The 16,550-nt window shown below is 31.8% G+C and carries 3 protein-coding genes; all 3 read left to right on the plus strand.

Annotated features, from left to right (window positions below; all coding sequences use genetic code 11):
* Nucleotides 1–98: 98 nt before the first annotated feature.
* Nucleotides 99–6,155 (plus strand): Ig-like domain repeat protein, encoded by a 6,057-nt coding sequence (locus ILA26_RS00245; protein ID WP_292892825.1) that lies wholly within the window; start codon nucleotides 99–101, stop codon nucleotides 6,153–6,155.
* Nucleotides 6,155–6,640, plus strand: a complete 486-nt coding sequence (locus tag ILA26_RS00250) for a hypothetical protein (protein ID WP_292892827.1) — start codon at nucleotides 6,155–6,157, stop codon at nucleotides 6,638–6,640. Before ILA26_RS00245 ends, ILA26_RS00250 begins: the two co-directional genes overlap by 1 nt.
* Nucleotides 6,641–6,835: 195 nt before the next feature.
* The gene (locus ILA26_RS00255; protein ID WP_292892829.1) at nucleotides 6,836–16,519 is read left to right on the plus strand and encodes an Ig-like domain repeat protein; all 9,684 of its coding nucleotides are present in this window, start codon (nucleotides 6,836–6,838) and stop codon (nucleotides 16,517–16,519) included.
* The last annotated feature ends 31 nt before the right edge of the window (nucleotides 16,520–16,550 follow it).

Below are 16,550 nucleotides of genomic sequence, written 5' to 3' on the forward strand. Positions count from 1 at the left end.
CATTCTTGACTTTTCATAAAGTATAGTTAAAAGAGGTGGTTGTGATTTTATATAAAAAATTCATGTTAATATTACTGTTATTTGCTTTAATATCTTCAATGATGGTTGTTAGTGCAAATGATTTTAATCAAACAGATATTGCTTCATTAAATCATCAAGAAACAGTTGAAGGAGATGATTTTGATGATTCTGTAGAAGAAATTCATGAATATTATGTGAGTGTTGAGGGTGATGATTTTGTTGGTCAAGGTACTTCTGAGTCCCCATTTGCATCAATTGGTTTTGCTGTAAGTGTTGCAAATAACAATTCTAAAATTATAGTTAAAGATGGAACTTATAAAGGAACATCTAACACTGGAATTTCAATAAACAAATATTTGACTATTGAGGCTCAATCCAAGGCGACAATAAATGGTGAAAACAAATATTGGTTTTTTAAAGTTAACCCTAGTTCATCATTAATTCTTAATAATATTAATTTTGTAAATGGTAAAACTGATTCTTACGGTCAATTGGCGGTAATGAATAATGCGGGTGAGTTGATAGTAACTAATTCGTCATTTAATACAATGAGGACTTTGATGGGTACTTTTTTCAATGAGGGAAAATTAACTATCAATAATACAAGTGTGATTAATTCCTATTCCTCAAATATGGCACAAATCATTACAAATGTCGGTGAGTGTACAGTTGAAAATTCAAAATTCATGGCGACTTCCGCTTCTTCTAATGAGATTGGGGTGACTATTTATAATTATAAAGATTTAAATATTATTAACTCCCATGTCGGATATTTACAATCCAATCCATCTTATGATGAGTATAATTACGTACCAGGCTTTGTTTATATTAATAATTCAGTTTTTACCAATTTTAAACTTGAAAATATAACTTCTAGAGTGTTTAATTCAAGAGTTAATGGGGAAGCTGTTTTAAAGGGTGTGGATGTGTTTATTGATAATGGTATATTTGTTCAAAGTTCATCATTAAGTGTATTGTCTATCTCAGATTCAAATTTCACTGCAATGCATTCAATTTTTAATTATCGCATTTCCTCTTCATATTCAGATTTAAACATTACTTATTCAGCGATTCTAGATACTATTTCAGGTGGTGGAAAAAGTGGTTATTTATTTGCACCATACAACTGGTGGGGATCAAATAATGGTCCTTCATTTGAATATTTCAGAAATTATCATGTCGGAAATTGGGCAGTGGCTACCTTTGAAACAGATGATGGCAATCTATCCGTTGGAACTAATTCAAAATTCATAACCTCAATTAACAAATGGACTAATGGCAGTAATATTTATAGATTTTCATCAGATGAATATTTGCCTTCTAGGTCTATATCTTTTGAATCACAAAATGGAGCATTCATGTATTCATCAGGAATATTGAATAATAATTTCACTAATTACTTAACCAATAATATTCTTGATTGTCTGGTTTATTCAGTAGTCGATAATGAAAGAATGTCCCTTACAATAGGTAAAGGAATGTCTGCATATCAATTTTTTGTATCTCCTGATGGGCATGATGGTCCTGAAGATGGAACACTTGAAAAACCATTTTGGTCATTGCAATATGCTATGAAAATGGCAGGGAATGGTAATACAATTTGTTTACTTGAGGGGATACACAGGGCTAATCCAAATTCTAATGTTGATGTCGATAAAAACATTACAATAGTTGGATTGGGGGATGTTACTTTAGTAAGAGCAAATTCATTTACAGTATTCAATGTTAAGGAATGGGGAAATCTTATAGTTAAAAATATTAAATTTACGGTTGATATTAGAGAGTATGATGATTCAATAATTTATTTAACTGGAGGTAATGTGACTGCATTTAATTGTACTTTTAAGGGTATAACTTCTCCTTCAGTAATATTTTCAATTTCAGGCAACAAAGTTGGTGGTTTAGTAACTATTGAAGATTGTAAGTTTGATGATATTGTTGGTGCGGTTTCTAGAGGAACTGCTAAGGTATATGTGAGAAATTCAACATTTGAGCATGCCAAAAATTATTATACTTATCAAGGGATGGAAAATTATAATGCAATATTTCCAATAACTTCGTCTATAGAGATATACGATTCAATATTTAGAGAAAATTATGTGGGTATTGTTAATCTACATCCGTTTTCTTATTCTGCTTCTTCTGTTTTAGGTGCCTCATACTCAGAATATGCTGAAAAATATGAAAGATATGCATATATTGAAAATACAATATTTGAGAATAATGTTTTTAAAAGCACTAGTTATACCAGTAGTGGAATTGGACTTAACACTCATGATACTTATGGAACATTCAATGGATTCATTAATAATTGTTCATTCACTGGAAACAGGGGAAAAATAGCTTATGCTACCAATATCAATGATTGTTCCTTTTATAATAATTATGGTGAAGCATATGGTGGTGAGGCATTGGTAACAGCCTCATTAATTGAAAATTCATTATTTGAAGGAAATTTAAACCAATATGTTGATTATAACAATGCATATGTTGGGGAAGGAATTGCTTCAGCGGATACCATTTTACGTTCAATATTTATAAATAATAGAGCATCTTTTGGTGGGGCGATTTCAGCTTCAAAACAGGTTCATTACTGTGTGTTTGTTAATAATACTGCAAAATATTCTGGTAATGATATATATTCCTCATCAGGTGATGTTGATTATTCCAGTAATTGGTGGGGAGATAATCAAAAACCTACTACTGACAACATTTTTATTTTCTTAGGCAATTTGAAATTAAATGATTGGGTCATAATGTCTCTTGAAAGTGTATCTGGTACTGTTGTTGAGGCTGCATTGAATAATGTGGTTGATAATGATGGTAATATTAAACCAATAGGTTATGAAATGCCTATAAGGCCAGTTTTCTTCATGATTGATGGGGGAGATATATCTCCTAAATTAACTTATTTAAGCAATAACAAAGCTAATGCAACTATAACTTATGATGTTACTGCTCAAGATTTAAAGGTATATGCTAGAATAGATAATCAAATATTGGATTTGGATGTTAAAAATAGTAACACTCGTATTGTTATGAATGATGTGGCATTTAAAGGCAAGGATTTTGTATATAATGTAACTTTAATCAATGTTAATGGTCATCAAATTTTCAACCAAACATTACTCGTTGAAATTGTTGATTCAAGTGGTGGAAGTCAACTGTTTACCCTTTTGACTGATGAGCATGGACATGCTGACTTCAATATAGATTATCCTATTGGAATATATACTGTAAATATTAAGTATATGGGAAATGGTTACTTTGATAAATGTAATAATTCTGCAAAAATTGAAGTATTGCCTTCCATTACAAGCATAACTGCATATGATGTTACTTATTACGGTAAAAACAATAATTATTATGCTATATTATATGGTGAGGATGGCAGAAAATTGGTCAGTATGCCTATCATATTCACTATTACAAATTCTAAAGGTGTATCCAGTCAAGTAACTGGATTAACTGACCATTATGGTCAAGCTGATATTATTTTCAGTCTTGATGTGGGTAAATATACAATTAGATCAGAATTTTTAGGCGATTCCTGGTATGCTCCTTGTAATATTGAAAGAATTGTTGAGATAAAACCTGTTAACTCAACAATCATTGTTCCTGAAGTTACTTTATATGGTCAAGGCAGTGTCTATAATATTACTTTAAAAGATGTTTATGGAACATTGATTCGTGGAGAAAATATTATTTTAACACTGTCTCAAGGGGATATTTATGATAGGTTTGTATTGACTACTGATGATAATGGTAAGGCTAGTTTGGCAATTAATTATCTTCCTGGAACTTATAACGTTAGAGCGGAATTTGCGGGAGATGAAGTTTATGGTCCTAGTGTTAATACTAGTGTGATTCACGTTGAAAAAGTATTGACAATTGTTTCAGGATTCCATCATAGTACTATTCCATTGAATGGTATTTATACAGTTGTTTTGAGTGATATGTATGGAAGAAGAGTATATAATGAAACAATAATATTAAATTGTTATCAAGGAAAATTAATTAAATCATATCAACTTAACACGGATTCCAATGGGGAAGCTTCATTTGTTATAGATTTGGATGAAGGAAGTTATCTGGCCACTTTCGATTATGGTGGCAATGAATGGTATGCCGATGCTACCAATGCTGCAACAATTGTGGTAAGTAAAGATGCTGTATTGCAGAATATTCAAATAAATTCTACAGATTTGGTTCAATATTATGGAGAGGACAAATTTTTCATAATTGAATTTAATGATCCTAACGCTTACAGTCAATATGGTAAAAAAATTCAAGTAGCGTTGTCTTCCCAGGAATGGTCTCAATCATATGAAGTAATTACTGATGTATTCGGTTTAGGGCGTTTAAAAATCACATTAAATCCAGGAATATATAATATTACGTATAAATACTCTAATGAGTATTATAATATTTTTGGTTCTGGTTCTAATACCATAACCGTTTATAAAATGCCAACAACAATATTGGGCAAAGATGTTATAATGAACTATGGTGAGGCAAGGCAATATGAGATAAGTCTTAGGAATGTTAATAATGTTCCGATTAAGAATATGCAAGTTCATGTAGACATTAATGGAACAAAATATAATTTAACAACAAATAAAGATGGTATAGCAAAATTATTGCTTAATTTGGATGAAGGAATGTACACTATTACTTATTCCATGGATAATCCAAATTACCTGTCAAGCAACGGTTCTTCAATTATTTATGTTGTTGATTCTGATAAGCTTTCTTCAAATCTCGATTCAAGTGATATAGTTGCATTAGACAATGAAACAAGTCACTTTAAGGTGATATTGTCTGATCCTATTAACAAGGGAATATCCAGTAGTGAAATCACTCTTCAAATTTACAATTTTGATGGTGAATCTATAAAGAACATCACAAAAACTACAGATAAAAATGGTGCAATAATCTTTGATTTAGATTTAGAATATGGAAAATATGTTGCTAAAGTAATTTACAAAGGAAATGATTTATATTTAGGAAGCACTTCTATAAACACTATTGATATTGAATCTTCAGATAATAAAATCAAAACAATCATGTTTAAAGGCGAAACAAATATCAAAAACTCAAAGTATTATGTTGTTTTATCTGATGTGAATGGTACATTGCTTGCAAATAAATCTATTACCTTTTCAGTGGGTGACAAGTATTATTCTGCAATAACTGATAATGAAGGTAAAGCATTTTTGGATGTTGAATTATATCCTAATGTATATACTGTTAAAACAGTATTTTCTGGGGATGACACTTATAAAAAAGTTTCAACTTCTGCTAAATTATTTGTATCAGGTGATTCAACTCAATTATTTGCTGTTAGGCTAGTTAAATATTATCGAAACGGTACACAATTCCATGCAAGACTTGTTAATGAGTTAGGTGTAGGTTTATCTAATAAAACAATTGTTGTGCTCCTTGATAATATTTCTTATAACTGCACTACAGACGATGATGGATGGATCTCATTGAAAGTAGATTTAAAACCTGGAAGATATAATGTTGAGTGTTATTATTATGGACGGATTCCATATGAAAATTCATTTAATCAAACAACAATTACTGTTTTAAAAACTATTATTGGGGAAAATGCGATTAAATATTATGGTGAATCTCCTTATTTGAAAATTAAATTTTTAGCAGGTAATGGGGATTTGATTAAAAATACACAATTTGTAATAAATATTGATGGAATCAATTATATAGCTGTAATAGGTAGTGATGGGGTATTCAATTTCAATCTTAATCTAGCTTCTGGAAGTCATGTCATAGGAGTAACCAATCCATACGATGGTTTGACTGAAAGTTTTGATCTGAATATATTGCAGACAATATTTGCTGATAAGATTATTAAAGTGCTTGGGGATAATCAATATTATTCAGTTTCATTTGTAGATAGAAACGGCACTCCTCTATTAAATTCTGAAATAGATGTAATTATTGATGGAATTAAGTATACTTATAAAACTGATGATTTTGGTGAAATTAATGTTAATATGGAATTGCCTCCTAAAAGTTATCTGGTCACTGTTATAAATCCTGATACCGGAGAATACATTGAGTGCAATATTGACGTTTTTGCACCAATTATGGAAAATAAAATATTGTAATGTATTATAATAATGGCTCATCTTATAAAGTTAAAATCATCGGTAAGAATGGGAAGCCTGTTGGTAGTGGAGTTTTGGTTAAATTCAATGTAAATTCCAAAACATATAATGTCAAGACCGATAAAAATGGTTATGCTTCTTTAAAGATTGCTCTTAAACCTAATAGGTATACCATTGTTGTAACTTATGCAAACTATAAAGTTTCAAATAAAATTACTGTAAAACCTGTTTTGACTGCAAAAAATGTTTCTAAGAAGAAAGGTAAGCCAATTAAATTTAAGGCAAAGCTGGTCAATGGTAAGGGCAAGCCGCTTAAAGGTAAAAAAATTACTTTTAAATTTAAGGGCAAGAAATATAAAGTAAAAACCAACAAAAAAGGTGTCGCAACTTTAAAACTTAAATTAAAACTAAAAGTGGGTAAATACACTATTAAAACAAGTTATTCTAAGTCCAAAATTAAAAATAAAATCAAAATTAAGAAATAATATTAAACATATTATTTTTTTCTTCTTTTTTTCAAAGATATTTGAATATTATTAAATTTATATATCATAAATAATTAATATATATTTATCATACTTTACTTTTATTCAATTAAATTTAATCAATTTAACATCGTATGATATCAAATAAATTTTAATAGAGGTGAAATTATTAAAAAGTCAATATCGTTCCTAGGAATGATTTTATTAGTTTTCCTAATTATTGGAACTGTTTCTGCATCTGATGCTCAAGATTTGATTGCTTCAGATGATGAAGTGGATTCATTAAGTTCTGATGATGGGGATGATGTATTAAGTGATTCTGAATCCGATGTCGATGATGGAAATTTCGCATCATTGGATAAGGCAATTCAGGATGTTGATGCTGGAGGTACTGTTCATTTAAACACTAATGTGACATTAAATGATGGAACTTCTGGTGAAGAAACAACATATGTAGATGGAATGACCATTAGTAAAGATGTAACTATTAATGGTTATAATCAGGTGATTAATGCAACTGATGCCGATGGAAATAAGGTTCGCTTATTTACCATTGCTTCAGGTGCCCACGTAACCTTAAAAGATTTAACTATCGCTGGTGCAAGCTATGTTGGTGCGGGTGATAAAATAGGAGGTGCAATTACTGTAAATGGTGGATACTTAACATTGGTTAATGTAAACTTCATTAACAATTATGCACAAATGACCGCAAACAATAAACTGGGTTCCGGTGCAGTGATGGTTTATAATGGAGGTACCGTTAATGTTACTGGAGGTTCTTTTGTAAACAATACTATTAAACATGACCAAGCTCCAAATACTGCTGGTGGAGGGGCTGCAATTAATGTTAATCAAGGTAGTTCGTCCCTTTATGTTAACGGAACTTATTTTGAAAACAATGAAGCTATTTTCGGCAAAATTTCAAATCAGGCCGGTGGTGGAGCAATTGCTTCTTTAAATTCTGTTGTATCAATTGCTAACTCAGAATTTGTTAACAACAGATTGACTTGTGATGCAGCTAGAGCACTTGCAGGTGCAGTTTATGCAATTCCTAACACTCGTAGTTCAATGATAGTAAATACTACTTTTAGAGATAACTCCGCACATTCTGTTTCAGCACTCTACTTCAGAGGTACTGATTATGTTGTAACAGGTTGTCTATTTGAAAACAATTCAGCCGATGACTCCATATCTGCCCAGTTTGAAAGTGGTGGTGAAATACATCACAATGCATTTGTTGATGAAAAAATTAGTAAAAATCAATATGTTAACGAGAATAAGGATTATAATTGGGCTTACAATTGGTGGGGATCAAATGAGCCTACCGATGTTGGTGTAGATTTAACCAATTGGGTTGTTATGAGTATTGAACATGATGACAATAATATTGTAGTGAAATTAACCAAACTCAATGACGGCACTGAATTAGGTGATTTGGCGTTACTGCCAACAATGGAAGCTACAATTACAGGTCTTGATGAAAATAAAAAAGTTAAAATCATAAATGGTGTTGGAACATTAACATTAGATGAACCAATCACTGAGTTTGCAGGAAATACAGTTACTGTTTCCGTTAATGATCAATCCTTAAGTTTTGTCATAAATGATAAAGCCAAAAGTTTTGCATATTTGGAAAATAATATTAGAAACACTTCTGCTGGCGAAATCTATGATATAAAAGGTGATTTCCAATTAAATGCGGGTGTAACTGGTGAAGAAATCACTTACGCTCAAGGAATTGTCATCGATAAGGATATTATTATTGATGGCCATGGACTTACCATTAATGCAACTGATGCAAATGGTAATAAAGTAAGAATTTTCAAAATCACTAACGGTGCAACCGTAACATTAAAAGATATCATATTGACCGGAGGGTCTGCTGATAATGGTGGAGCTATCTTTGTAGATGATGGAACATTGACATTAAATGATGTTACTTTCATTGAAAATACTGCAACAAACGGTGGAGCAGTTTATTCCGTTGATGGTAATGTTAATATTGTAAATTCTACTTTTGTAAACAATACTGCAACCTCTGCTGGTGCGGTTCAAATTGAAAAAGGTACTATTGGAGGCTCTGTTTTTGATGGTAATTCTGCGGGTGCTGTATCTCTTGGAAATGTTGCTAGTGCAAATTATAATGTATTCTTAAATGGGCAAACTGTTTCTGGAACTGGTAATTTCGATTATAACTGGTGGGAAACTAATTCTCCTGAAAATGTTGGTGTAACATTAAATAATTGGATTGTTTTAAATGTAACAAATGAGGATACTTTAATTAAAGTTTCATTAAACACTTTAAACAATGGTGCAAATGCTCCAAATCCTGAAAAATTCCCTACATTACCAATTTCTGTTTCTTGGGAGGATGTTGTAAAAGAATCAACTCTTGAAAATGGTATTGCAACTGTTGAATTTGATAAGGCTGTTACCTATGATTCAAATTATAATGTTTCAGTTAAAGTTTTAGAGGTTGAAGTAGATTACGCTTTAAAACCAATTGATTCTGATTTTAATAATTTTGCTCAATTAGACTCTAAAATTAAAGATGCTGATGAAAATGATGTTATTGATTTGGAAAATAGCGTTAAATTAAATGATGTAAATATTAATGAAGAAACTACTTATAAAAATGGTATTATAATTGATAAAAGCATTACCCTTGATGGTCATGGATTTACAATTAACGCAACCGATGCTAATGGAAATAAAGTTAGGATTTTCAACATTGCAAATGCGGATGTGACTTTGAAAAACATTATTTTAACAAGTGGATCTGTTGCTTCTCCTGGTGGTGCAGCTATTTACATTAACGGAGGTTCATTAACTTTAATCAATGTAACTATCATGGACAATAAAGTAACTGCATTAACTGGTGCGGCATTATCTGCTAATAATGCACAAGTGACTGTTATAAACAGTAGTTTTATCAACAATACTTTAACTAAAACAGACTATTCTGCTTTAGGTGGTGGAGCTGCTATTTACTTAAACGGCGGTTCATTAGATGTAGATAATTCATTATTCGAAGGAAATGCATATAACGGATATTCTTATTCATCCGCCAGTGTCGGTGGTGGAGGTGGAGCGATATATACCACAACTGCTACTACTAATATTATGAACTCTAGATTCATTAGAAATTCAGTTGTTAGAACTGGAGGTAGTGGTGAACTAGTTGCGGGAGCATTATTAATTAAAACTGGTGTTTTAAAAGGAAATATTTTTGAAGGAAACACAGCTACTTCCGCTCCAAACACTATGAGAGTAACTGACGCAACAGCGATAGTCAATTATAATGCATTTATTGGCACACAAACAGTTGGTGGATCTGCAAATTACAATGCTAATTGGTGGGGAACAAATAGTCCATCAGCAGTTGGTGTTACATTAGCTAATTGGTTAGTATTAAGTTACAAAATTGATGGAAAAGAAATTTCAGCATCAATCAACTTATTAAATGATGGTAATCATGCTGAAGAAGCAAGTTATATTCCAACAAGAGTTGCTAACATAACTATCGAGGGCGCTTCTGAAATAGTTAATACTACAAATGGTGTAGCAACTGTCACATTGGACAATGAACTGACAATTGGTGCAAGTTATCAAGCTAATGCAACAATCGATTCACAAACTATTTCATTTGTAATCAAACCAAATATCAGAGATATCTCTGTAAATATTGTCTCTAATGCAACTATTGGAATAAATGGAACTGTAAATGTCGAATTAACTGGAATTGAAGGTGTAAATCCAACTGGTACAGTTACATTATGGCTCGATAACAACGTATACACAATTGACTTAACTGATGGAGTGGGAACAATCGATTTAGGTTATAATCTTGATGGTGGAGATTATAATGTCTACATCAAATATAATGGTGATGAAAACTATGTTGAATCCGAAAAAATAAAACTAAGCTCCGTGTTTAAGGTTAATAAATTAAATTCAACAATAAAACTCGACTCTGATGTTGTATACAAAGGAGTGGCAACTTACATTTATGTGAGTGTTTCAAACGATTTTGCAACTCCAACTGGAGAAGTGACCGTAACCATTAATGGAATTGATGTAACTAAATCATTAGTTAATGGTAAAGTCTTTATTCCAGTCGGAGACGACTTGTCATTTGGCATTCATGATGTTATTGTTAAATATGGTGGGGATACCAAATTCAACAACATGACTGTAACATTAACTTTAAACGTTACAAAAATCAGTGTTGATATAACCTCTGAACTATCAAGAGATACCATTGATGAAGGAAACAATGTTACAATGACTGTAACTGTAACTCCTGATGGAGTTGTTTACTATTATGACAAACCACTGTTCAGTATTGATAAAACTGCAACCAGTACATCTAGTTTGATTAAAGTAACTTCTGCATCCTCTACATATTATGGCCCTACTGCATCTATAGTTGCAAATGGAATTAGAGTTACTTCACCTTCCTCCGGTGCATCTACTCTTATTAAAGACAGTGCAGTCATATTTCCTCAAGCTGGAAGTCTTTTCCAATTTAAATATGTAAGTTCAACCAACTTCAGATTATACGCATTCACAGGAAAAACTTGGGCAAGCAATATAGGTTACTTGTCTTATTCATCATCAACCTATAAGTTTTGGCCAAGATCAGGTACATCATCTTCATTCAGTGGATTTGAAGCACCTAAAGAAGGAGACATATTCAAAGTAACTATTGAAAACAGAAAAATGACTTTTTATGTGAATGATAATGTTTTAGGATCTGTTTCCGTAAGCAATGATGAACTTTACTTTGGAATTTACACATATAAAGGTTCAACAACAATTGTGGATGATGTAAAAGTTGATAAATTTGGTAAAGAACCTACACAAGCAACTTATAATCCAACAACACTTCCAAGCGGAACAATCACTGTAAAAATAGGAAACATTGAAAAAACTGTTCAATTGAATAGTGGTAAAGTAAGTTTTGATATTGGAGACTCTCTCACCAAAGGAACTTACACTGCTGAAATTAAATATGGTGGTGATGATAATTACTTTAATGCATCAACCACTTCGCCTCAGTTGACAGTTAAAAGAATGGAAATGCCAACAATTGAAATTGAAAATCCTGAAACTTGCGAATTAGGTAAAAATATAACAGTTAGCGTTAATGTCTCTGGTTTGGTTGACGAACCAATTACTGGTAAATTCAATGTAACAGTTGGAGATATCGTTTATACTGCTTATGCAGAAAATGGTAAATTGACATTTGATGTAGGTTATAATTTAACTGCGGGTAATCACACCATTAATGTTTATTATGAGGGGGATGCAAATTACCTGTTTGCTTCTAAAAATGCTTCATTTGTCATTAATGCTGTTGATACAACATTGGATGTAACTGGTGGAGCTACAATCTTTGTCGGTAATGATAATATTATTTCAATAAAGGTCAATCCTGTAAATGGTGTTATTCCAACCGGAAATGTAACCATTGTATCTAAAGATATAAATAAAACAGTAACATTGGACAATAATGGTGAAGCGACTTATAATATAGGTGCTGATTTAACTGACGGTGTCCATGATGTTTATGTGGAATATAATGGGGATATTAACTTCAATAAACTCAACACTACTATTGAATCAATGTACACTATTGTTAATGTACTTTATGTTGATGCGGATGAAGGCGATGATGAAAATGGAACTGGTTTTGCAGACAAACCATTTAAATCAATTAAAAAAGCAATCAACACTTTAAACGGCAATGGTACTATTGTACTTAAGGGTTTATTCACTGGATCAGACAACATCGGAATTTCATTATCCAAATCTAAGATGATGAACATTGATATTGTAGGTAATGATGCAGTAATTGATGCTGAAATGACCAGAACCTCAATGTTTACAATCAATAAGGTTAATGTTCGTTTCATTAATGTAACAATGATTAATCCGGCATCTGCTTCTACAACCAATCCAACATATGGCTGTCTTGTAAATGTTGCTGATGCAGATTACTTGGATATTATCAACTCTACAATTACTGATATTTATGTTCAAAACGGTAAATCCGGTGCAATCTACTTGCAGGACTATGATGTTAAATTAAGCATTTTAAATTCTAAATTTGATCATTTAGAGTCAAATGGAGGATTTGGTCTTATTTCAACAAATAGTGTAAATCAAGGATTGAGCAATGCACGTAACGAAATTTATATTGACAATTCTACATTCACTAATTTCAAAGCATATTCAGAAATTTTAATTGAAAGTTCTAATGCATTTGGTGCGGGTGCTAGTGCAGTCATTACAAATTCAATATTCACAACTATGAAAGGATCACAAGCAACTTATTCTAGCTTTGCTATTCTAAAATCTCTCAACATGTCCAATTGTATCTTATCTGATTTAGATTTCAATACCAGATGGACTTGGATTAGTGTTAAGGAAGGTAATTTGGATTATAACTTCTGGTCTTCAAACGACCCTGACTTCTCACACCTTTCAGTCAAACCGAATAACTGGATAGTAATGACTTGGGATAATGAAAGTGCGGAATTCACTGTAACTTTGAACACTTTAAATGATGGTAGTGCTTATGAAAACATTACTTCATTGGATATTCCTGTAACTTTCTCTGATAATCTTAATTCAAGCGCTGATAAATTGGATGAAAATGGAATTGCCACTGCAACATTGGAAAAACAGTTAAAAGTCGGTGAAAAAGTAAGTGTTACAATCAGCGGTTTAACAATGTCTTTATCATTCAAACAGGACATTGAAAATATCTCAAGTGGTGTCGATAATGCCGTTAGATGGGAAAACGGAACAATAACTATTAATGTAACTGGTAGAGATGATGTAATTCCTACTGGAAACGTGACTATTTGGGTAAATGCTGTTCCATATACTGTAAATTTAACTGATGGTGTTGCTACATTAAATGTTGGTGATGACTTAACAGTTGGTAATTATATTTCAAAAGCTCAGTATAATGGTGATGAAAACTATTATGGTAGTGATGTAATCGAATTTGTCTTTAACGTTGAAAAAGCTAACATTAATATTTCAACAGTTGCAAATTCAATTGAATATGGTCAAAAACAAGTTGTAGTATTGGCTTTAAGTTCTGATAAAGCAACAGGTAACTTCACAGTTTTAATCAACAACAAGCCATATACTGTTTATGTAAATGATTCTGAACTTGATTTAGGTATTTTGGATGCTGGTGAATATGAAGTTGAGGTAACATACAATGGTGATGAAAACTTCAATGTAGCAAACAATAAGACTTCATTTACCATATCTAAAAAATCAATTTCCCCTGTAATCAGTTTTAATGAAACAATCAATGTGGGTCAAAATCAAACAATTGAACTTTCATTCTCAGATTATGATGAAAATGCGGTAATCAAATTGGAAATCAATGGAAATATTAAAATTCAATCAATTTCTGAAGGTAAAGCGATATTCAATATATCTGACTTAAAAGAAGGTGTTTATTCATTCAATGTAACTTATGAAGGTATCAATTATGATGCTGATCCAATTTCACAGGCTTTCAAAGTGTCTAAAAACTCTTTAGAAATTAGTGCTCGTTCAATAAATGCTTCTGCAGGAAACAATGTATCAATCATCATTTCAGGTATTCCTGAAGATGCAACTGGCATTGTTGTAGTTTCAATTGATGGAACCGTTTATGGCGCCAATTTGGTTGATGGTGAATATATGGCCATTATTCCTGCTTTAAAAGTAGGTGAGAATACTGCAAGTGTTGCTTTCAAAGGAGATGATAAATATAATCCTGCAAGCACTTCAGTTGATTTCACTGTAACAAAATTGGAAGTGACCGTTGACGTTGATGCTGAAGATTCTGTAATTGTTATTTCAGCACCTGATGCAACTGGTGAACTTATTGTGATTGTTGACGATGAGATAAAAACAGTTCCTATAGTTAATGGAAATGCAAGTTATTCATTAGAAGACGCTTCATATGGTGACCATAATTTGGTAGTTATTTATAATGGTGTTGTTAGCCATGTTTCTAAATTCACTATCGAAAAATTAGACGTTGGTATTAGTGCTGCAGCAGACCCAATTCATGTGGGTGATGATGCAATCATTGTTGTAACTGTCAATGAAACTGCTAGTGGTTCCGTAATCGTTGATGGCAAGTATTATGGTGAAATTAATGAAGGTAGTACTGTTATAACTATTTCTAATTTAGCTAGTGGCACTCACACTTTTACAGTTAAATATTCTGGTGACGATAAATTTAAAGAAGCGGAAACTACAGTTGTTGTGATGGTTAATAAAACTCAAACTACTCCTGAAATTTTAGCCGAGTCAATTGAATTAGGCGATGAGGCATATATTGAGGTGAGTTTACCTGATGGAGCTACAGGCACTGTCACAATTTATGTTGGCGACCTTGATCCAGTAATTTTAGATTTAGAAGATGCAAAAGCTTATCTTTATGTTCCTGATTTAGGTAATGGAACTTATGATGTACGTGTTGTTTATTCAGGTGATGATTTCTACACTGGAAGTGAAGCAGTTTCCCAATTTAATGTAAATTATGATATTGAAATTGACGGAGACTTACGTTACGGTGAGGATGGTTTAATTTATATTGGATTACCTGATGGAGCTGAAGGCAATGTTGAAGTAACTATTGATGATCAAACATTCACTGTGGATGTGGAAGATGGTTATGCTGTTGTTAATGTTTCAGTTTTAGATTATGGTTCTCATGAAATTACTGTTGCTTACTCTGGTGATGATAAATATCCTGCAAAAACAATAACAGATGAGATCTTTGTTGATGCAAATATTGATGTTCCGGATGAAGTTCCTTACAATGGTGGTGAAATAAGTATTAAATTGCCAGAAAATGCTACAGGAAGTGTAACTGTAACAATTGATGGTAATGAGATTGTTGTGCCTATTGTAAATGGTACTGCAAACATCCCATTAGATGACTTATCTTTGGGTGACCATGATGTGTCAGTTGTTTATTCTGGTGATGACACTTATAAACCTGCAAGTGTTAATGCCGATTTAACAGTTAATCCAAATATTGAAGTTCCAGATGAACTAACAACTGGAGATAATGAAATAGCTATTGAGTTACCTAGCGATGCTGAGGGTAATTTGACTGTAACAATTGATGGTAAGGAGATTGTAGTGCCTGTCGTTAATGGTGTTGCAAGCATTCCAATTAATAATTTGTCTGCTGGTAATCATGATATTTCTGTTGAATATTCTGGTGATGGAAAATATGATTCATTCCACAAATCATTAAATGGAAATGTTGCTAAAGTTACTCCTTTATCAAATGTGACTGTTCCTGGCAGTATAACTGCTGGAAAAGCTACTGGAATATCTATCAATTTACCTAAAGATGCAACTGGTTATGTTTTAGTTGATGTGGGCGGCAATAAATATTATGCAAATGCTGAAAATGGTGTTGCAAAAGTTAATATTGCTGGTTTAACTGCAGGGGATAAACAATTAGTATACAATTATCTTGGTGATGCAAAATACAATGCGTTTGAAGGAAATGTTGCTTTAAAAGTAGTTAATCCTTCTCCAGCACCTAAGAAAGCGGCTGATAAAATTGTTTTATCTTCTAAAAATGTTAAAGTTAAGAAAACTGCTAAAAAACTTGTCTTAAAATCAACTTTAAAAATCAATGGTAAGGTTGCTAAAGGCAAAAAAGTCACCTTTAAGTTTAAAGGCAAAAAATACACTGCTAAAACTAATAAGAAAGGTATTGCTAAAGTTAAAATAAACAAAAAGGTAATTAAAAAACTCAAAAAAGGTAAAAAATATAAATTTAAAGTTACCTATTTGATAACTAAAATTACCAAAAAAGTTAAAGTTAAAAAATAGAGATTTTTAATCTCTATACTTTTTTTATTTT

Origin of the sequence: Methanobrevibacter sp. (genome assembly GCF_017940815.1) — an archaeon.
Taxonomy (GTDB): Archaea; Methanobacteriota; Methanobacteria; order Methanobacteriales; family Methanobacteriaceae; genus Methanocatella.